Below are 21,317 nucleotides of genomic sequence, written 5' to 3'. Positions count from 1 at the left end.
ATGATCCGGATCAACTGTTTGGCGACATCCGGACCTTAACACGGCGGGCGGGCCAGGGGCGCAGGCGATAAAAAAGGCAGCCTTGCGGCTGCCTTGGCAGATGCCAACAAGCGGCGCGCCGCTTGCGACAATAACAGGCCGTGCATGAAAGCAAGCCTTTGAATTCTGGCGCGACCGACAGGAATCGAACCTGTATCGAGAGCTTCGGAAACTCTAATTCTATCCATTGAACTACGGTCGCCAAGACGGCTATTGTAGCCTGAGTTTGAATTTTTTTTCAGCAACTATCAGCGAAGGCCATGGCCGGCTTTGCAAGATGCGAATACAAGAGCGGCACACTTCGCTATAATTGGAGGTTGCGCACCTGGGTACGTGCCTTGACACGCGCCCGCTCGCACGAATTTTCGCAGGCGCAAGCCTTCGCTGGTGGCCATTGTTGGCCCTCCCGTCTTTTCTTGTACGAACTCGCAGGATCCGATAATGAGCAACACGGAACAAAAACCCGAAGAACACAACGAGGGTCACAACGCCATGATCAAAACCCCTAAACAATTGCTCGTGACCGTGGCTCTGGCTTTCCTGGTGCCCATCGCGATCATTGTCATGCTGGTCAATCTGGTCACGGCCACCATGGGCACGGGCGCCGGCTCGGACGCCCTGACCCCTGAAGCCATCGCCGAACGCATCCAGCCCGTGGCGGGCTTCAAGCTGGTCGACGCCAATGCCGTCAAGGAACTGAAGACCGGCCAGCAAGTGTACGAGACCACCTGTACCGCATGCCACGCCGCCGGCATCGCCGGCGCGCCCAAGTTCGGCGACAAGGGTGCCTGGGGCGGCCTGATCAAGCAGGGCCAGGATACGCTGGTCGACGCCGCCATCCACGGCATCCGCGCCATGCCTCCCAAGGGCGGCAACCCCTCGCTGGACGACGTTGAAGTGGCTCGCGCGGTGGTCTACATGGCCAACGCCGCCGGCGCCGACTTCAAGGAACCCGAAGCTCCCGGCGCCGCGGGCGACCAGGAAGCCAAGGCCGACGCCAAGCCCGCCGACGTGAACACCGCTCCCAAGGCGACCGAAGCGCCCAAGGCCGCCGAGCCCGCCGCCGGCAAGCCTGCCGCCGCCGCTGCCCAGGACACCGCCAAGGTGGATCCCGCCGGCATCAAGCTGTACGACACCGTCTGCTTCGCCTGCCACGCCGCCGGCGTGGCCGGTGCGCCCAAGTTCGGCGACCAGGCTGCCTGGAAGCCCTACATCGAGACCGGCATGGACACCATGGTCCAGAAGGCCATCCACGGCGTGGGCGCCATGCCTCCCCGCGGCGGCTCGCAAGCCTCGGACGAAGAAATCCGCGCTGCCGTGCAGCACATGGTCAACGCCGCCAAATAATCCCGGCGCCGTCCACGAAAAAGCCCGCTGTAATAAAGCGGGCTTTTTTCATGCGCCCGGGCAACGGGCCCAAGGCCCTGAGCCTATTGCGCCCGGCACTGGGGCAAAGCCCTCAGGGACAGACCCAGTTGCACGCGACGCTGCAGCCAGGGGCTGGCGCGATAGCGCATGTCGCCCGTCACCGCCTGCAGGTTGCGCAGCACATCGAGCAGATCGGCCGCGCCCACGGCGTCGCCCATGGACAAGGGGCCGTTGTGCGGATAGCCCAGGCCCAGACGCACGGCGGCGTCGATGTCCGAAGGGGTGGCGATCTGCTGCTGCGCGATGTCGCAGGCGATATTCACGATGGTGGCCACCAGCCGCTGGGCCACGAAGCCGGCCGAATCCTCGATCACGCTGACGGCGGTGCCGTCGCGAGCCAGCAAGGCCCAGGCCTGGTCGCGCCATTGCGGCGAGGTCGCGGCCGAACACATCAGCACGCGGCGGCGGCCCTGCTCCAGGCCGAACAAGGTGTCCAGGGCCACGCTGCGGGCCGGGTCCAGGCCGTGGCGGGCCACCAGCGTGGCCACGTCCTCGCCATAAGGCGTCAGCAGGATCAGGGCGCCGGCGGGCGGATCGGCCTGTTCGGGCGCCAGCGTCGCGCCCAGGCGCTCGAGCAGCTCGCGCGCGCGCTCGTACCCTTGCGCATGGTAGGGAGCCACCCAGACGGGCGCGGCCTGCTCGAGCACAGGCACGGCAGGCTCGTCAGGAACCTGCTTCTTGCCGTCCACATAGGTGTAGAAGCCTTCCCCGTTCTTGCGGCCGAACAGCTTGCCGGCATGGCGGACCGCCGTAATGGGTGAAGGACGGAAGCGCGGCTCGTCGTAGAACTGGCGATAGATGGACTCCATCACCGGATGGGACACATCCAATGCGGTCAGGTCCAGCAGCTCGAACGGCCCCATGCGGAACCCCGCCTGCTCGCGCATGATGGCGTCCACCTGATAAAAGGGCGCGACGCACTCCTGGGCGATCTTCAGGCCCTCGATGTTCATGCCGCGCCCGGCGTGGTTGACGATGAAGCCGGGCATGTCCTTGGCGCGCACGGGCGTGTGCCCCATCTCGCGCGAGACCTGCATCAAGGCGTCGCCCACCTCGGGCCGCGTGCGCAGGCCGTCTATGACTTCCACCACCTTCATCAGGGGCACGGGATTGAAGAAGTGGTAGCCCGCCACGCGTTCCGGATGGCGGCAGGCCTGGGCGATGGCGGTGATGGACAGGGACGAGGTATTGGAAGCCAGCACGCAGTCGGGCGCGACGATGTCCTCCAACTGCTGCAAGAGGCCCTGCTTGACGTCCAGCCGCTCCACGATCGCTTCCACGACCAGATCGGCGCCGGCCAGCGCCTGGAGGTCCGGGGCCACCTGCAGGCCCGCCTGGGCCGCCTGCACCTGTTCGGCGCTGAGCTTGCCCTTTTCCTGCAGCCGGCTCCAGACCGAGTGCAGGTCCGCCAGGGCGGCCTGCACGGAATCGGGGTTCACGTCGTACAGCAGCACCTGCTTGCCCGCCTGGGCGGCAATCTGGGCAATGCCGCGCCCCATGGCGCCGGCCCCGACGATGGCGATGGTTTGTATCTGTTTCATGTCTCGCAACCTGATCAATAAGCAATGAAAATATCGGCGCGCCGCCCCTAGTTGGACAGGACGGCGTCAATGTCTTCCGGCCCCAGCTCCAGCACCCGCGCCAGCACCTGGCGGGTATGCTCGCCCAGGCGCGGCGGCGCGCTGCGGTATTGGACCGGCGTGTCGGACAGGCGCAGGGGGCTGGCCACCGAGGGCACGCTGTCGCCGTCCGGGCGCGGCAAGTCCAGGCGCAGGCCGCGCGCCTGCACCTGCGGATCCTCGTAGACCTGCGCCATGGTGTTGATGGGTCCGGCCGGCACGCCCGCGGCCTCCAGGGCCTGCAGCCAGGCGTCGCGCGAACGGGTGCGCATGACCTGCGCCAACAGCGGCACCAGCTCCTCGCGGTGCACCACCCGGCCCGCATTGCGCGCAAAGCGCGGGTCCTGCGCCCATTCGGGATGACCCAGTTCCTGGGCGAAGCTGCGGAACTGGGCGTCGTTGCCCACCGCCACGATCAGATGGCCGTCGCTGGCGGCGAACACCTGATAGGGCACCAGGTTCTGGTGCGCGTTGCCGGGCCGCTGCGGCGCCTGCCCCGTTGCCAGGAAATTCATGTTCTGGTTGGCCATCATGGCCACCTGGCAATCGAGCAGGGCAATGTCCAGATGCTGGCCCAGGCCGCTGCGCTGACGCTCCAGCACGGCCGCCAGGACGGCCACCGTGGCGTACATGCCGGTCATGACGTCCGCGACAGCGACGCCCGCCTTCTGCGGTTCGCCGCCGGGCTCGCCCGTCAGGGACATCAGGCCGCCCAGCCCCTGGATCATGAAGTCGTAGCCGGGCCGGGCCGCATAGGGCCCGGTCTGCCCGAAGCCGGTGATGGAGCAATAGATCAGGCCCGGGTTGAGCGCCTTGAGCGACTCGTAGTCCAGCCCGTATTTCTTCAGCCCGCCCACCTTGAAGTTCTCCACCAGGATGTCGCTGCGGGCCGCCAGGCGGCGCGCCAGGTCGGCGCCCGCCGGGGTGGCGATGTCCAGGGCGACGGATTCCTTGTTGCGGTTGGCAGCGCCGAAATAGGCGGCGTCGGCCGTGTCCGCCCCGTGGGCGTCTTTCAGGTACGGAGGCCCCCAGCCGCGGGTGTCGTCCCCGGCGCCGGGACGCTCGATCTTGATGACTTCAGCGCCCAGGTCAGCCAGGTTCTGGGTGCACCAGGGCCCGGCCAGCACGCGCGTCAGGTCCAGCACGCGCAATCCGGCCAAGGGGGAGGTTCGTACGGTCGTGGTCATAAAAAAGCAGCGATCCAGTTAAGCGTTCAATTCTGCATCATTGAAGACAGTCCGGCGTGCGGACAGGTCAAAATGCTCATGCAATGGTCGTTTCGCCGCCGGCGCTCGTTTGCGAAGCCGTCTGCGCGCAGGCGCTGAAAACCATCCTAGAATAGCCACAATAGATGGTCAGCGGCAGATGTTCCTAAGGACCTGCTCACTGTCTTTTCAGAGCGACCGTCGCTCCTGCCAGCCTTTGGATGCAGGGCGCAGGCGGGCCGCCGGCCCGGCAGGCACCACGAAAGGACATTGAACAGGTTCTCAAAACCCCGCTCAGGCTTGCCGGCGGGGCGCGCATTCCGTTTCCAGGAGACCCGGCTCATGCCTTCGACCTTGACTCAGCAGCTCTACCAGTCCCTGTCCCTGCCCGTCATGGCGGCGCCCATGTTCATCGTGTCCTGCCCCGCGCTGGTCATCGCCCAGTGCGCCAGCGGCATCATAGGCTCGGTGCCCGCCTTGAACGCGCGGCCCCAGGAACGCCTCAAGGACTGGCTGGACGAGATCGACGCCGCCCTGGCCGACCTGCGCGAGCGGCATCCCGAGCGCCGCATCGCCCCCTACGCCATCAACCACATCATCCACCAGTCCAACGACAGGCTGGAGCAGGACCTGGCGGTCTGCGCCGACCATCGCGTGCCGCTGGTCATCACCAGCCTGCGCGCGCCCCAGGAAATCGTCCCGCAGGTGCACGCCTGGGGCGGCAAGGTCTTTCACGACGTCACCACCCTGCGGCACGCGGAAAAAGCCCTGGAGGCCGGCGTGGACGGCCTGATCGTGGTCGCCGCCGGCGCCGGCGGCCATGCCGGCACGCTCAGCCCCTTCGTGCTGGTCAACGAGATCCGCCGCATCTTCGACGGCCCCATCGCCCTGTCCGGCGCCATGACGCGCGGGCACGACATCCTGGCCGCGCAGGCCATGGGCGCCGACCTGGCCTACATCGGCACGCGCTTCATCGCCAGCACCGAGGCCAACGCCTCCGAGGAATACAAGGACATGATCGTGCGCGGCCGCGCCGCCGACATCGTCTACACGCCTTTCTTCACCGGCATTCCGGGCAACTACCTGAAGGACAGCATACGCGCCGCCGGCCTGGATCCGGAACGCCTGGACCCGGAACACGCGGCCAACACGAACTTCGGTTCGGGCCTGAGCAAGGCCTGGCGCGACATCTGGGGGGCCGGCCAGGGCATAGGCGGCATCGACGCCGTGCAGCCCACGGCCGACATCGTGGCCCAGCTGCAGGCCGAGTACCGGCAGGCCCGGCAGGCACTGCTGGATTCCCCCTTTTCCTGACCCGTCCGCAGGAGACCGTCATGATACGCACCCATATTGCCGAACACTGGCTGGAAATCACGCTGGACCGCCCCGAACGGCGCAACGCCCTGACCAACGCCATGTACGACGAGCTGGCCGAGCAGATCCGGCAGGCCGACCGGAACACCCAGTGGCGCGCCCTGATCCTGAACGGAGCCGGAGAGCATTTCTGCGCCGGCAACGACCTGTCCGAACTGTCCAGCGTGCGGACGGACGAGGAGCCGCCCGCCATCCGCTTCCTCAAGAGCCTGGTGCAGGCCGACATTCCCATCATCGTCGCCGTGGAGGGCCATGCGGTGGGCATAGGCGTCACGCTGCTGCTGCATGCGGACTTCGTCTTCGCCGCCCGCGACGCCCGGCTGCGCATGCCCTTCACCGCCCTGGGCCTGTGCCCGGAAGGCGCGTCCAGCCACCTTCTGGCCCAGATCGTGGGGCCGCGCCGGGCTAGCCAGTGGCTTCTCCAGTCGCAGGCCTTCACGGCCGAGCAGGCCATGCAGGACGGCCTGCTCACCGAACTCACCGATCCGGGCAACAGCCTGGAGGCGGCGCGCGCCTGCGCGCGTACGCTGGCCGAACAGCCGCCCCTGGCTCTGCGGGCCAGCAAAAGACTGCTGCGCGCGCCCCAGCGCCAGACCCTGCTGGAGGTGCTGGAACGCGAGCGCCAGCTCTTCCTGCAATTGCTGCAAAGCGACGAAGCCCGCCAGATCCTGGCGCAGATGGCGGCCCGCCGCAACCCGGGCTGAGCGGGAGCCGTTTTAGTTAAACCATCAAGCATCAATTCGGACCTGCGGCCGTGGCGCCACAGCCAAACCCTTGGCTGGCATGGCTTACGGGCAAATCGGGGGAGGCGGGAATTTTTTTTGCCCGATCGCAAAAAAATTCTTGCGCGAGAAAAAAAAAGCGGTATTTTATTTTTTGCGCTGCAACAAATGCAGCGCTTCACAACGTTCTTTGCGGATGCCCCCCATGACAAAGTCCTGTCTCCCCCAAGCCCAAGGCTTGTACCACCCCGCCAATGAACACGACGCCTGCGGCGTCGGCTTTATTGCACACATCAAAGGCCAGGCGAGCCACGCCATCATCACCCAAGGCCTGAAAATCCTCGAAAACCTGGACCACCGCGGCGCAGTGGGAGCCGATCCCCTGATGGGCGACGGCGCAGGCATCCTCATCCAGATCCCCGACCAGTTGTATCGCGAAGAGATGGCGGCCCAGGGCGTGACCCTGCCGCCGCCCGGCGAATACGGCGTGGCCATGGTATTCCTGCCCAAGGAGACCGCCTCGCGCCTGGCCTGCGAGCAGGAGCTGGAACGCGCCGTGCGCGCCGAAGGGCAGGTGCTGCTGGGCTGGCGCGACGTGCCCGTGGACACCACCATGCCCATGTCGCCCACCGTCAAGGCCAATGAGCCCGTGATCCGCCAGCTGTTCATCGGCCGCGGCCCGGACGTCATGGTGCCCGACGCCCTGGAGCGCAAGCTGTACGTCATACGCAAGACCGCCAGCCATGCCATCCACCGCATGCAGCTGGCCCACGGACAGGAATACTTCGTGCCTTCGGCCTCGGTGCGCACCGTGGTCTACAAAGGCCTGCTGCTGGCCGACCAGGTCGGCCGCTATTACCGCGACCTGGCCGACACCCGCGCCTGTTCCGCCCTGGCGCTGGTGCACCAGCGCTTCTCCACCAACACCTTCCCCGCCTGGCCGCTGGCCCACCCCTACCGCCTGATCGCCCACAACGGCGAGATCAACACCGTGCAGGGCAACTTCAACTGGCTGCGCGCCCGCGAAGGCACCATGGAATCGGCCGTGCTGGGCGCCGACCTGCAAAAGCTCTACCCCATCGTCTACGAAGGCCAGTCGGACACGGCCACCTTCGACAACTGCCTGGAGCTGCTGGTGATGTCCGGCTACTCCCTGCCCCACGCCATGATGATCATGATGCCCGAGGCCTGGGAGCAGCACGCCGAGATGGACGAGAGCCGGCGCGCCTTCTACGAATACTACGCCGCGCAGATGGAGCCCTGGGACGGCCCGGCCGCCATGGCCTTCACCGACGGCCTGCAGATCGGCGCCCTGCTCGATCGCAATGGCCTGCGCCCGGCCCGCTACGTCATCACCGACGACGACATGATCGTGCTGGCCTCCGAGGCCGGCACCCTGCCCATACCCGAACACCGCATCGTCAAGAAATGGCGCCTGCAGCCGGGCAAGATGCTGCTCGTCGACCTGGAGCAGGGCCGCATCATAGCCGACGCCGAGATCAAGTCCCAGCTGGCCAACGCCCACCCCTACAAGCAGTGGATCGACCGCCTGCGCCTGCGCCTGGATTCGCTGCCGGGCGTGCCCGGCGTGCGCACCCAGCTGTCCGAGCGCGACCTGCTGGACCAGCAGCAGGCCTTCGGCTGGACCCAGGAAGACCTGAAAGTGGTGCTGCAGCCCATGGCCGGCAAAGGCGAGGAAGCCACCGGCTCCATGGGCAACGACGCCCCCCTGGCCGTGCTGTCCGACAAGCCCAAGACCTTCTACAACTATTTCCGCCAGTTGTTCGCCCAGGTCACCAACCCGCCCATCGATCCGATCCGCGAGCAGATGGTGATGTCGCTGGTGTCCTTCATCGGCCCCAAGCCCAACCTGCTGGACATCAACAACGTCAATCCGCCCCTGCGCCTGGAAGTGTCCCAGCCCATCCTGAGCCCGGCCGAGATGAACCAGATCCGCCGCGTGGAGCAGGCCAGCAACGGCAAGTTCCGCAGCTTCGAGCTGGACATCACCTATCCGCGCGCCTGGGGCCGCGAAGGCATCGAGGCCAGCGTGGCCGCGCTGTGCGCCCGCGCGGCCGATGCCGTGCGCAGCGGCTACAACATCCTGATCATCACCGATCGCCGCATCGACGCCGAGCATGTCGCCATTCCGGCGCTGCTGGCCACCTCGGCCATCCACCAGCACCTGATCCGCGCCGGCCTGCGCACCCGCACCGGCCTGGTGGTGGAAACCGGTTCGGCCCGCGAAGTGCACCATTTCGCGCTGCTGGGCGGCTACGGCGCCGAAGCCATGCACCCCTGGCTGGCCTTCGAGACCCTGCAGCACCTGGCCCAGGATCCGGCCAGCGGCATTGCGGCGGCCACCGCGGAAAGCTTCTACATCAAGGCCATCAACAAGGGCCTGTACAAGGTCATGTCCAAGATGGGCATCTCCACCTATATGTCCTACACCGGCGCGCAGATCTTCGAGGCCATCGGCCTGTCGCGCTCGCTGATCGACAAGTATTTCGTGGGCACCGCCTGTCCCATCGAGGGCATAGACATCTTCACCGTGGCCGAGGAGGCCCTGCGCCAGCACCAGGCCGCCTACGGCAACGACCCGGTGCTGCAGAACCACCTGGAGGCGGGCGGCGAGTACGCCGTGCGCGTGCGCGGCGAAGAACACATGTGGACGCCGGACTCCATCGCCAAGCTGCAGCATTCCACCCGCGCCAACAATTACGGCACCTACAAGGAATATGCGCGCCTGATCAATGACCAGAGCCGCCGCCACATGACGCTGCGCGGCCTGTTCGAATTCCGCCTGGATCCGGCGCGCGCCATCCCGCTGGACGAAGTCGAGCCCGCCAGCGAGATCGTCAAGCGTTTTGCGACCGGAGCCATGTCGCTGGGCTCCATCTCCACCGAAGCCCACGCCGTGCTGGCCGTGGCCATGAACCGCATCGGCGGCAAGTCCAACACCGGCGAAGGCGGCGAGGACGAGCGCCGCTACGAGCACGGGATGCAGCACGGCGCCAGCGGCATCCGCCAGGGCGGCAGGCGGGCCGGCGTCCTGGGCGAGGACCGCGTGGTCGCCCACGTGGAGCTGCAGGAGAACGACTCCCTGCGCTCGCGCATCAAGCAGGTGGCCTCGGGCCGCTTCGGCGTCTCGGCCGAATACCTGTGCAGCGCCGACCAGATCCAGATCAAGATGGCCCAGGGCGCCAAGCCCGGCGAGGGCGGCCAGCTGCCCGGCCACAAGGTGTCCGAGTACATCGCCAAGCTGCGCTATTCCGTGCCCGGCGTGGGCCTGATCTCGCCCCCGCCGCATCACGACATCTATTCCATCGAGGATCTGGCCCAGCTGATCCACGACCTGAAGAACGTCAACGCCAGCGCCGACATCTCGGTCAAGCTGGTCTCCAAGGTGGGCGTGGGCACGGTGGCCGCCGGCGTGGCCAAGGCCAAGGCCGACCACGTGGTGATCGCCGGCCATGACGGCGGCACCGGCGCCTCCCCCATTTCCTCCATCAAGCATGCCGGCACCCCCTGGGAGCTGGGCCTGGCCGAAACCCAGCAGACCCTGCTGCTGAACCGCCTGCGCAGCCGCATCCGCGTGCAGGCCGACGGCCAGATGAAGACCGGCCGCGACGTGGTCATAGGCGCGCTGCTGGGCGCGGACGAATTCGGCTTCGCCACCGCCCCGCTGGTCGTGGAAGGCTGCATCATGATGCGCAAGTGCCACCTGAACACCTGTCCGGTGGGCGTGGCCACGCAGGATCCCGTCCTGCGCCGCAAGTTCCAGGGCAAGCCCGAACACGTGGTGAACTACTTCTTCTTCGTGGCCGAGGAAGTGCGCGAACTGATGGCCCAATTGGGCGTGCGGCGCTTCGACGACATGGTCGGACGCAGCGACTGGCTGGACATGCGCGCCGGCGTGGAGCACTGGAAGGCGCGCGGCCTGGACTTCTCGCGCCTGCTGCACCGCGTGGACACGGACGAGTCCCCGCGCCAGATCGGCGTGCAGGACCACGGCCTGGAGCACGCGCTGGACCTGCAACTGATCGAACGCAGCGCCGTCACCCTGAACGAAGGCAAGCCGCTGTCCTTCATCACCCCGGTGCGCAACCGCAACCGCAGCGTGGGAGCCATGCTTTCGGGCGTGTTCACCAAGAAATACGGCCACCGCGGCCTGCCCGACGACACCCTGCACATCCAGTGCAACGGCACGGCGGGCCAGAGCTTCGGCGCCTTCCTGGCTCGCGGCATCACCCTGGACCTGGTGGGCGAGGCCAACGACTACGTGGGCAAGGGCCTGTCGGGCGGCCGCATCATCGTGCGCTCGCCCAATGACTTCCGCGGCTACGGCCCCGAGCACATCATCGTGGGCAACACCGTCCTGTACGGCGCCCTGGCCGGCTCGGCCTATTTCAACGGCGTGGCCGGCGAACGCTTCGCCGTGCGCAACTCCGGCGCCAGCGCGGTGGTCGAGGGCGTGGGCGACCACGGCTGCGAATACATGACCGGCGGCACCGTGGTGGTGCTGGGCCAGGTGGGCCGCAACTTCGCGGCCGGCATGTCCGGCGGCGTGGCCTATGTCTGGGATCCGGAGCGCCGCCTGCAATTGCGCTGCAATCCCGGCATGGTGGACCTGGAGCCGGTGCTGAGCAAAGCCGACCAGGAAATGCAGAGCGACATCTCCAGTTGGCACAGCCGCAGCCCGGACACGGGCCGGCAGACGGACGAGGCCATTCTGCGCGGCCTGATCGAGGACCACTTCCGCGCCACCGGCAGCTTCCAGGCGCGCGAGTTGCTCAGCAACTGGGACAGCGCCCGCCAGCAGTTCGTGAAATTGATTCCGCGCGAGTACCGCCGCGCGCTGACCGAGCTGTGGCAGCCGCCGCAGGAGGCGCCCGCGCAGGACAAGCCCGCCCGCAAGAGCAGCAAAACCCGCAGTTCGGCTTCGGCCTGAACCCTTCCCATCACCATCAGGAAACGGAAACATCATGGGAAAGACCACTGGATTTCTTGAATACCAACGTTTGCAGGAAGCGGTCGAGGCGCCCCTGACGCGGGTCAAGCACTGGAAGGAGTTCGTCCAGGCCCTGGACGACAAGCAGGCGGGCGTGCAGGCGGCCCGCTGCATGGACTGCGGCATCCCCTTCTGCCACAACGGCTGCCCGGTGAACAACATCATTCCGGACTGGAACGATCTGGTCTACCGGCAGCAGTGGCGGCAGGCGCTGGATGTCCTACACTCCACCAACAACTTCCCCGAAGTCACCGGCCGCATCTGCCCGGCGCCCTGCGAGGCGGCCTGTACGCTGAACATCGACCGCATGCCGGTGGGCATCAAGTCCATCGAGCACGCCATCATCGACAAGGGCTGGGAGAACGGCTGGGTCGTGCCCCAGCCGCCCAGCCAGAAGACCGGCAAGCGCGTGGCCGTCGTCGGCTCCGGACCGGCGGGCCCGGCCTGCGCCCAGCAGTTGGCGCGCGTCGGCCCCCAGGTCCCGGTGTACGACTAGAGCGACCGCATCGGCGGCCTGATGCGCTACGGCATCCCCGACTTCAAGCTGGACAAGCACCTGCTGGACCGCCGCATCGCCCAGATGGAGGCCGAAGGCGTGGAATTCCGCCCGTCCACCTACATCGGCCGGGCCGAGGACGCGGCCGCCCGCGAGCCGGGCCTGACGGTGCTCTCGCCCGCGGACCTGGATCAGCAGTTCGACGCCATCGTGCTGGCCGGCGGCGCCGAGACCCCCCGCATGCTGGATGTGCCCGGCAGCGAGCTGAGCGGCGTGCATCCGGCCATGGACTTTCTGCGCATCCAGAACAAGCAGGTGGCCGGCGACCGCGGCAAGCCCGCCATCAGCGCCAAGGACAAGCACGTCATCGTGATCGGCGGCGGGGACACCGGCTCGGACTGCGTGGGCACCAGCAATCGCCAGGGCGCCAAGTCCGTGACCCAGTTCGAACTGATGCCGCGTCCGCCCGAGCAGGAGGACACCGCCCTGGTCTGGCCCTACTGGCCTGCCAAGCTGCGCACGTCCTCATCCCACGAGGAAGGCTGCGAGCGCGACTGGGCCATCAGCACCGTGGGCCTGGACGGCAAGGACGGCCAGGTCCGGCAGTTGCGCGCCGTGCGCGTGCAATGGCAGACCGACCCCGAGACCGGCCGCATGAGCATGGCGCCCGTGGAAGGGTCGGAGATGACCTTCCCCGCCGACCTGGTGCTGCTGGCCATGGGCTTTGTCTCGCCCGTGCGCCAGGTGCTGGACGCCTTCGAACTGCAGCCCGACGGACGCGGCAACGTGGCCGCCAGCACCGAGGACTACCAGACCGGCCGCGCCAAGGTCTTTGCCGCCGGCGACATGCGCCGCGGCCAGTCGCTGATCGTCTGGGCCATCCGCGAAGGCCGCCAATGCGCGCACTCCGTGGACCAGTTCCTGATGGGCAGCTCCACCCTGCCGCGCTGACCTGGCCTCACCCCGCCTCGAGAACCCGTCCGCATTGCGGGCGGGTTTTTTTGTCCGGACTGGTATTTCCACGCAGGACAATCGCTGCCTTGCGCCGTAGCCCCGCGCGCTGAAAACCCGCAAGCTGGCGACTATGCTTTGCGAGGTCTTCATGAATGTGCAGGACAGTTGCTACCGCCGGCTTTTTTCTCATCGCGTGCTGCTCCAGGCCCTGGCAAGAGCCGTCCTTGCGGGTCCTCTCCTGCAGCGCTGGCGGTTGGATCAGGCACAGCCTGCCTCGCCTGTCTATGTCGGCCCCGACCTGCAGAACCGCCAAGCCGATCTGGTCTGGAACATTCCTGCGCGGCAGGGCGGACAGAATCCCATCGCGCTGCTGATCGAACACCAGTCCCAGCCGGACCATGCCATGCCGCTGCGCATGCTTACCTATACCGTGCTGCACTATCAGGCCTTGCAGCGCGCCTATCCCCGCCGCAAGCAAAAACTGCCCTGGCTGCTGCCTGTCATCCTCTATAGCGGCCGGCGCCCCTGGCCCCAGCCTGTCCGCATCCAGAATCTGATCGATGCAGCACCAAGTCCGTGGCTGGAGTGCCACAGGCCTCGGCAGGATATTTTGCTTTTCGACCAGAAAAAACAGGTTTTTACAGGCTTATTGCCGCCTGAAGATCCATTGATGTTGATTTGCCAAATGGAGCACAACCAGGGCCTGGTTCATCTAGCGGACTTGCTGCACACTGCTCATTGCACCCTGCCCGACCCGTGCCTGCAGCGAGACCTGGCAATCTGGGTCAACCGCGTGCTCCTGCCCCGCCATCTCCCCCACTTGACTCTGCCTCGTTTTGACCAACTGCTGGAGATCCAAGCCATGCTCATCGATCATTCATATTCCTGGACTCATCAATGGCTGGCGCAAGGACGGCAGCAAGGTATTCAGAAAGGCCTGCAAGAAGGCAGGCGGAATGGACGCCTGCAATCCTACCGTTCCCTGCTCAGCCGCCAGATGCGCCATAAATTCGGCCGTCTTTCCCAAGCCCATTGGGAGCTGCTCGCCCAGGCCGATCTGGCCCAATTGCAGGCCTGGAGCATCCGGCTGCTGCAGGCTCAAACCTTGGAAGAGGTCTTCAGCCCGTCTCCTGACCGTTCACCAAAACCTCGGTTTTGAGCAGGCCCCCCGGCGATGCGCATGCGGCCGGCTTTATCGCCCCGCCCTCTTGGCGTCATCTGACGTTTTCCTGAACCGACGCGCAGCAGCCTGACGCCATCGGCGCGGCAAGGCATGTCTGACTGACTGACTGACTGACTGACTGATAAGCCAGTTCATGATTTCTGGCTATTTTTTCATGAAACCTAGGGTTTTCCCTAAAAAACCACAACCCTAGGAACACCTAGGGTTTACCCTTGCTTTAACCCTAGGGAAAACCCTATAATGAAATCTCTTTCAGTCAGACCTTCACCATAAAGGCAAACGAAATGTCTACCATGACCACTTACTCGCACTACATCCACTGGAGTGACGCTGTTGAGCGTGGGGTTATGCAGCATGCCCTGGAAAACGGTGAATCCGTGTCTCTCGTAGCGCTGACCAAGGAAGGCTCGTCGCTGATCTCCCGCGCCGCGCGTACTGTGTTCAACTATCTCGTCAGCGTTACCCGTGCATTGGACGAAGCCCGCATCCGCGACGCTCGCATGTCGGCCTGCTACTGGTAATCCACGCAACACCGCTGTACACCGCAACCAGATCATCGGTTGATGTTGAAAAGCCTGCTGATTCAGCAGGCTTTTGTTTTTTCCGGACCTAAGTCCTGTTGAGCAGGTTCTTGAGCATGTCCAGGCGCTGCTTGGGACTCATGGCCGCCTGAGCCGGATCTTCCTGGGCGGCGGGTTCTTCGATCTTCATCTCGTCCACGAAGCGCGAGCGCTCTCGCACCAGGTTCTCCCGGGCGCGGCGGCGCTTCTTGCACCAGGTCAGGCGCAGGCTGCGCTGGGCTCGCGTGATGCCCACGTACATCAGGCGGCGCTCTTCCTGGATGCGCTGCGCCAGGACCTCGGCTTCGCGCTCCGGCGCGATGTCCTCGTCATCCCGTCCCACGTGCGGCAGCAAGCCCTCTTCCACGCCCACCAGAAACACATGCGGATACTCCAGGCCCTTGGAGGCATGCAGCGTGGACAGCTTGACCGCATCGGGGTCTTCGTCCTCGCCGCGCTCCAGCATGGTAATGAGCGCCACGCGCTGGACCAGGTCGTTCAGGCTGAGCTGGTCGTCCAGCGCCTTGGCCTTGAGCCAGGTGACCAGTTCCAGCACGTTTTCCCAACGGGTCTGGGCGGGGCGCTCATCGAACATGTCGTACAGATAGCGTTCGTAGTCGATGGCCCGCAGCAACTCGCCCAGCAATTCGCTGACGGCGGTTTCATGTTCCTCCAAATCGCTGTCCACCCGGTCGGCCCGTTGCTGGATGCGCTGGATGAACTGGGCGAAGACCTGCAAGGGTTCGAGCTGGCGCTCCGGCAGGCGATCGGTCAGGGCGATCTGGAAGACGGCGGCGAACAGGGACAGTTTCTGTTCGGCGGCGAACTGGCCCAGCACCTGCAAAGTGGCCTGCCCGATGCCGCGCCGCGGCGTGGTGGCCGCGCGGATGAAGGCCGGATCGTCCTCGTCGTTGGCGATCAGGCGCAGATAGGCCAGGATGTCGCGCACCTCGGCCTTGTCGAAAAAGCTTTGGCCGCCCGAGATCGTATAGGGGATGCGCAGATTGCGCAGGGCCTGCTCGAATACGCGCGCCTGGTGGTTGCCGCGATACAGGATGGCGAAGTCGCGCCATTGCGCCTGGCGCTCGAAGCGTTCGGCCGACAGGCGTATGGCCACCGATTCGGCCTCGGCCTGTTCGTCGTCGGCGGCGCTGACCTGGATGGGCTCGCCATAACCCAGGTCCGACCAGAGCTTCTTGCCGAACACCACCGGATTGTTGCCGATGACATTGTTGGCGGCGTGCAGGATGCGCTGCACGGAACGGTAGTTCTGCTCCAGCTTGATGACGCGCAGCGTCGGGTAATCGGTTGGCAGCTGGGCCAGGTTTTCCACCGTGGCGCCGCGCCAGGCGTAGATGGCCTGATCGTCGTCGCCCACCACGGTGAACATGGCGCGCTGCCCGGTCAGGCTGCGCACCAGCCGGTACTGGCACAGATTGGTATCCTGGTATTCATCCACCAGCAGGTACTGCACCCGGTGCTGCCAGCGTTCGCGCACCTCGGGATTTTCTTCCATCAGTTGGGCGGGCAGGCGGATCAGGTCATCGAAATCCACCGACTGATAGGCGATCAGGGTGGCGGCGTAGCTGCGGTAGACCCGGGCGGCCTCGATCTGGCTGGGCGAGCTGGCGGCGCGCTCGGCCTCGTCCGGCCCCATCAGGGCGTTCTTCCACAGGGAAATTTCCTGCTGCACGGCTTTCAGGCGCGCCTTGTCGGTCGTGGCCAGCAGTTCCTGGATGATGGCCAGCGCGTCGTTCGAATCCAGGATGGAAAAGCGCGGCTTCAGGCCCACATGCTGAGCTTCTTCGCGCAGCATGCGCAGGCCCAGCGAGTGGAAGGTGCTGACGGTCAGGCCGCGCAGCAGCTTGGGGTCCACCAGGGCCCGGATGCGCTCGTTCATCTCGCGCGCCGCCTTGTTGGTGAAGGTGAGCGCCACCACCTGCCGGCCGCTGTAGCCGCATTCGCGCAGCAGATAGGCGATCTTCTGGGTGATCACCCGCGTCTTGCCGCTGCCCGCGCCCGCCAGGACCAGGCAGGGCCCGTCCATGTAGAGCACCGCCTGGCGCTGCATGGCGTTCAGGTCGGTGGGAACCGTGTGACCGGGCGTGGGCAATGGGTTGGACATTCAGGGCCTGCCAATACTATTCAAGGAGCTCGCGTTCGAGCCAAAGCGGATTGGGTGCAAGGCGGCCGCCGCAGCAAGGCCGGATGCCTTGAAAGGGTGGGCAAGGCAAAGAACGGTCCGCTCTGGCTCGAACCCTTCGGGCAGGCATGAAAGCCCCTTCCACTCGGTGTTGCACATCTTGTGCGTATCGACATACGCACCACGACGTACGCCTTGATTGAAAGGGGCTTTCATGCCTTCGCGCCTCCTTGAATAATATTGACAGGCCCTAGATTTCAAGCGGATCGACTTCGATGGTGATGCGGATTTTCTGCTGTCGGGCCAGTTCCGCGACCCGGGGCGCCCAATGGCGCACGAACGCCTGCAAGGCCGGCCTGTGCACGCTTTCTAGGAGCAGCTGGGCGCGTTCCACCCTGGCCACCCGCACCACGCGCAACGGTACAGGATCATACAGGAAGACCTGGTCGGCGCCGGGATAATCCTGGGGATGTTCTTCGGGCAGGCGGCGCGCCTGCGTCAGCAGGCGTATGGCGTCGGCCAGTTGGGCCGCCTCGGCGGACAGCAGCACCTGATAGGCGAAAGGCGGCAGGCCCACGGACTCGCGCTCGGAGAGGGCCGCCTGGGCAAAGCCGATGTAATCGTGGCGCACCAGGCTCTGGTAGACGGCCTGCTCCGGGTAGCCGGTCTGGATGATGACGTCCGCGCCTTCCGTGTGGCGGCCGGCGCGGCCGGCTACCTGCATCAACTGGGCGAACAGGCGCTCCGGCGCGCGGAAATCGTGGGCGAACAGGGTGGCGTCGGCATTGAGCACGCCCACCACGCTGAGCCGGGTGAAGTCATGCCCCTTGGCCACCATCTGCGTGCCCACCATGATGTCGACCGCGCCCGCGTGCACCTGCTCGAACAACTGCTGGGCGCTGCCCTTCAGGCGCGTGCTGTCGGCATCGATGCGGGCGATGCGCGCCGACGGGAAATGTTCGCCCAGGAACTCCTCGATGCGCTGCGTGCCCCTGCCCATGGGCTGCAGGTCCTGGTCGCCGCAGTCGGGGCAGGCGCGCGGGACCGGCGCCTGGTAGCCGCAATGGTGGCATTGCAGATTATGGCGATAGCCCGATTGCCGATGCAGCACGGTATACACCGTGCAGCGCGGACACTGCGACAGCCAGCCGCAGGAGGCGCAATGCAGCACGGGCGCATAGCCGCGCCGGTTGATGAACACCAGAGACTGTTCGCCCCGATCCAGGCGGGCCTCCAGCGCATCGAGCAATTGCGGCGAAAAACCCGATTCCAGGCGCAGGCGGCGCGTATCCACCAGTCGCACCCGGGGCAGCGACACGGCCCGCGCGCGGTTGGGCAGACTGAGCAGCGCGTAGCGCCCCTGGCGGGCATGATTCCAGCTTTCCAGAGAGGGCGTGGCCGAGCCCAGCACCACCGGAATCTTCAGGTCATGGCCGCGCCAGACGGCCAGGTCGCGTGCCGAGTAGCGCAAGCCGTCCTGCTGCTTGTAGGACGTGTCGTGTTCTTCGTCCACGATGATCAGGCCCAGTTCGGGCATGGGCGTGAAGATGGACAGGCGCGTCCCCAGCAGGATGCGCGCTTGGCCGCTGGCCACCCGCAGCCAGGCGCGCAGCCGATCGCCTTCGGACAGGCCGCTGTGCAGCACGGCCAGCACGTCGCCCGGCAGCACGCGCGCCAGACGGGCGCGCATCACCTGCTCGAACTGAGGCGTCAGATTGATTTCCGGGACCATGAACAGCACTTGGCGGCCCGCCGCCAGCACCTGTTCCAGCGCGCGCATATAGACTTCCGTCTTGCCGCTGCCGGTGACGCCGTGCAGCAGTACGCAGCCGCCCTCGCCCGCGGCCAGGATGCCGTCCACCGCCGCCTGTTGCTCGGGATTCAGCGTGGGCAGCAGGTCGGGGTCGACGGGCTCGACCTGGCGCGGCTTGCGCTTGGCCATGCGGCGCACCGGTCCGCCCGCAGAGCGCTTGCCCAGATAGGCGGAAGGCTTGCGCAGCGGTCCGGGCAACGCCGGCATCATGACTTCGCCCAGAGGACGGTGATAGTACGCGGCGGCGAAACGCGCCATGCGCAGCCAGTCGGGCGGGAAAGGCGGCAAATCGTCCAGGACCTGATCGATGGGCTTGACCTGCTCGGGCGGATAGGAAGGCTGCTGCGGCAGGGCGACCACCACGCCTATCATCTGCCGCCGTCCGAAGGTGACGATGACCCTCTGGCCGACTTGCACCGCGTCGGAATGCTGGTAGTCGAAGACCCCGTCCAGGGGCACGTCCAGCGCGACGTGCAGCCAGCAGGGTCCTTCGACGCGTTCAGTAGCCGGGGAAGGGGTGGCGGCGGGATCGGCAGTCATGGAATGACCCTGGTAGAGAGGCGAAAAAGGCTGAAAGCCTGATAACTCAAGGCCTTACAGAACTGTGGATAACTTTGGGGAAAATGAGATGAATAAACTGGGAAAAGATGCAAGCACAGATACAATTTAATTGCCCGGATCATTGATTTTCAGTAAAAACTTTAAATATCAATAAGTTATTGGCTAATATTAAAATCAAATCTGGAATGCAGGTGTATCGTGGCGGGAAGACAAGGTGTGCATAACCCTGGCTCGCCGCCGCCAGGGAGGCGGCGAGCCAGGTCCGTCAGACGCCGTGGAAGCGGCGGCTGTAGGAATGCACTTCGTCGACCAGGATGCCGACGGCCTCGGGGTCCGTGAAGCGCGAAATGCCGTGGCCGAAGTTGAACACATGGCCGCCTTTCCCCACCGGGCCGAAGTCCTCCAGCACGCGACGGGCCTCCGAACGGATGGCGGCTTCGCCGCCGAACATGCTCATGGGGTCCAGGTTGCCCTGGAAGGCCACCTTGTCCTGGACGCGGGCGCGGGCGCGCGTCAGGTTGACGGTCCAGTCCACGCCCACGGCGTCGGCTCCGCAGGCGGCGATGTCTTCCAGCCATTGGCCGCCGCCTTTGGTGAAAACGATGACGGGCACGCGGCGGCCGTCATGCTCGCGGATCAGGCCGTCCACCACCTGGCGGGTGTACTGCAGGGAGAACTGCTGGAACAGGGAGTCCGACAGCACGCCGCCCCAGCTATCGAACAGCATGACGGCCTGGGCGCCGGCGCGGATCTGGGCGTTCAGGTAGTGCTGCGTGGTGCGGGCGTTGATCTCCAGCATGCGGTGCATGAGGTCCGGACGCTGGTACAGCATGCTCTTGACCAGGCGGTAGTCGTCCGACCCCTGGCCTTCCACCATGTAGCAGGCGATGGTCCAGGGGCTGCCGGCAAAGCCGATGAGCGGCACCTTGCCGTCCAGCTCCTTGCGGATCAGGGACACGGCGTCGAACACGTACTGCAGCTTGCCCAGGTCAGGGACTTCCAGGGCCTGCACGTCGGCTTCGGTGCGCACGGGACGGGCGAAGCGCGGCCCTTCGCCGGCCACGAAATCCAGGCCCAGGCCCATGGCGTCGGGCACGGTGAGGATGTCCGAGAACAGGATGGCGGCGTCCAGCCCGAAGCGGCGCAAGGGCTGCAGCGTGACTTCGCAGGCGAATTCGGGATTTTGTGCCAGCCCCATGAACGATCCGGCCTGCGCGCGCGTGGCGTTGTATTCAGGCAGGTAGCGGCCCGCCTGGCGCATCAGCCAGATGGGCGTATAAGGAACAGGTTCACGCAGCAGCGAACGCAGCAAGACATCGTTTTTCAGTTGAGGTAAAGACACGGCAATCCCTATTCAAAAATGCCTGTTGATTTTAACCATCGTGTTCTTCGTTTGGGTTTGACGCGGATCGAAAGCGCGAGGCATCGATGTGGTGCTTGCGCATCAGGGCCCAGAAAGCACGCCGGTGCTTTTGCGCGGAGCGGGCCGCCATGGCGATGTTGCCGCTGTGGCGGTCGAGGGCGGCGTGGATATAGGCCTGCTCGAAGCGGGCGACGATGCGCCCCTTGGCTTCCTTGAAGGATTCCTGGCTGCACGCATAGCGCGACGCCACGGCCGCCGCGTAGGCGTCCAGGGTGGTGCCTTCCTGCTGCAGGATGGTCTGCGACAGGCGCTGCTCCGTCGGGCCGGGGTGCAGGACCAGATCCTGGCACTCCTGCACCCTATAGTGTAGCCGACCCGGCTGCCGCGGTTCAGTCACGCCCGACGGCCCGGCGTACAGGCGATGGCGATTGATGCGGGCGCGCAGGTCTTCCAGGCACAAGGGTTCGCGCACGTAGTCGGCCAGGCCCAGTTGGAGCAGGTCCAGGAGCGCGGCCGCCTTGATGTGGCGCACCATGCCGAAGACGGGTATGGGCAGGCTTGCCTGCGCGGCCGACAGGGCCCGGCGGGTGCTGGCCAATGTGGCTTCCTCGATGGGGATGAGGCAGGCGTCGAAGCGCAGCAGCAGGGCCGAGGAGCGACGCAGGAACAGGTAGTCCTGGTCGGGATGGGGCGCGGGCGGGGCCAGCAGCGCGTGCAGTTGCAGGCGTTCGCAGGCCGGGGTCGCAGCCAGCAGATCGTCGGCCCAGCCGGGGCGGGTATGGAGAAGGACGCAGTCCAGATGATGACGCATGGGGGCATTCCTTGAGACGGCGGGCGGGCCACGCC

Annotated in this window: 12 protein-coding genes, 1 tRNA gene and 1 pseudogene; 7 read left to right on the top strand and 7 right to left on the bottom strand. The window is 65.9% G+C overall.

Translation table 11 applies throughout. From position 1 onward, the window contains the following. Nucleotides 1-166 precede the first annotated feature (166 nt). A tRNA-Arg gene (locus tag ACWPWO_RS02070) sits at nt 167-241 on the bottom strand. 239 nt (nt 242-480) lie between these two features. Here ACWPWO_RS02070 and ACWPWO_RS02065 point away from each other — a divergent pair. Continuing rightward, nucleotides 481-1,386 (top strand): c-type cytochrome, encoded by a 906-nt coding sequence (locus tag ACWPWO_RS02065; protein ID WP_454004055.1) that lies wholly within the window; start codon nt 481-483, stop codon nt 1,384-1,386. Between the two features lie 83 nt (nt 1,387-1,469). On the opposite strand, the gene ACWPWO_RS02060 is transcribed toward ACWPWO_RS02065, so the two are convergent. Together ACWPWO_RS02060 and ACWPWO_RS02055 are read right to left on the bottom strand one after the other, a co-directional pair. After that, the gene (locus ACWPWO_RS02060) at nt 1,470-3,008 is read right to left on the bottom strand and encodes a 3-hydroxyacyl-CoA dehydrogenase (protein ID WP_454004054.1); all 1,539 of its coding nucleotides are present in this window, start codon (nt 3,006-3,008) and stop codon (nt 1,470-1,472) included. 47 nt (nt 3,009-3,055) lie between these two features. Next, nucleotides 3,056-4,273: a CaiB/BaiF CoA transferase family protein gene (locus tag ACWPWO_RS02055; protein WP_394063665.1), complete on the bottom strand. Its 1,218-nt coding sequence runs from the start codon at nt 4,271-4,273 to the stop codon at nt 3,056-3,058. 360 nt (nt 4,274-4,633) lie between these two features. On the opposite strand from ACWPWO_RS02055, the gene ACWPWO_RS02050 reads away from it, so the two are divergent. From ACWPWO_RS02050 to ACWPWO_RS02025, 6 genes and pseudogenes are all read left to right on the top strand, one after another. Beyond that, nucleotides 4,634-5,605, top strand: a complete 972-nt coding sequence (locus ACWPWO_RS02050; RefSeq protein WP_454004052.1) for an NAD(P)H-dependent flavin oxidoreductase — start codon at nt 4,634-4,636, stop codon at nt 5,603-5,605. Nucleotides 5,606-5,625: 20 nt separating this feature from the next. Continuing rightward, nucleotides 5,626-6,369 (top strand): enoyl-CoA hydratase/isomerase family protein, encoded by a 744-nt coding sequence (locus ACWPWO_RS02045; protein WP_394063661.1) that lies wholly within the window; start codon nt 5,626-5,628, stop codon nt 6,367-6,369. Nucleotides 6,370-6,592: 223 nt separating this feature from the next. Next, a complete protein-coding gene (locus ACWPWO_RS02040) occupies nt 6,593-11,338 on the top strand; it encodes a glutamate synthase-related protein (RefSeq protein WP_454004050.1) in 4,746 nt (1,581 codons plus the stop codon). Nucleotides 11,339-11,372: 34 nt separating this feature from the next. Continuing rightward, nucleotides 11,373-12,845: pseudogene (locus ACWPWO_RS02035) on the top strand (glutamate synthase subunit beta). Nucleotides 12,846-12,978: 133 nt separating this feature from the next. After that, entirely contained in the window at nt 12,979-14,007 is a 1,029-nt protein-coding gene (locus ACWPWO_RS02030; RefSeq protein ID WP_454004048.1) for an Rpn family recombination-promoting nuclease/putative transposase, read from the top strand. Between the two features lie 308 nt (nt 14,008-14,315). Next, on the top strand, nt 14,316-14,552 hold the full coding sequence (locus ACWPWO_RS02025; protein ID WP_454004046.1) for a hypothetical protein: 237 nt from the start codon (nt 14,316-14,318) through the stop codon (nt 14,550-14,552). A gap of 88 nt (nt 14,553-14,640) precedes the next feature. On the opposite strand, the gene ACWPWO_RS02020 is transcribed toward ACWPWO_RS02025, so the two are convergent. The 4 genes from ACWPWO_RS02020 to ACWPWO_RS02005 all read right to left on the bottom strand — a co-directional run bounded on the left by ACWPWO_RS02020 (nt 14,641) and on the right by ACWPWO_RS02005 (nt 21,282). Next, nucleotides 14,641-16,716 (bottom strand): UvrD-helicase domain-containing protein, encoded by a 2,076-nt coding sequence (locus ACWPWO_RS02020; RefSeq protein WP_454004044.1) that lies wholly within the window; start codon nt 16,714-16,716, stop codon nt 14,641-14,643. Between the two features lie 268 nt (nt 16,717-16,984). Beyond that, entirely contained in the window at nt 16,985-19,087 is a 2,103-nt protein-coding gene (locus ACWPWO_RS02015; protein WP_454004042.1) for a primosomal protein N', read from the bottom strand. A 286-nt stretch (nt 19,088-19,373) separates the two neighbouring features. Further along, nucleotides 19,374-20,450, bottom strand: coding sequence for a uroporphyrinogen decarboxylase (gene hemE / locus ACWPWO_RS02010; RefSeq protein WP_454004040.1), 1,077 nt, complete (start codon nt 20,448-20,450; stop codon nt 19,374-19,376). Nucleotides 20,451-20,481: 31 nt separating this feature from the next. Beyond that, complete coding sequence (locus tag ACWPWO_RS02005) at nt 20,482-21,282, bottom strand: hypothetical protein (protein WP_454004038.1); 801 nt, start codon at nt 21,280-21,282, stop codon at nt 20,482-20,484. Nucleotides 21,283-21,317 lie beyond the last annotated feature (35 nt).

This window comes from Alcaligenes sp. Marseille-Q7550 (assembly GCF_965112015.1).
The sequence above is the reverse complement of the archived record's forward strand: the minus strand, read 5'-3'. Positions and strand labels throughout refer to the sequence as shown.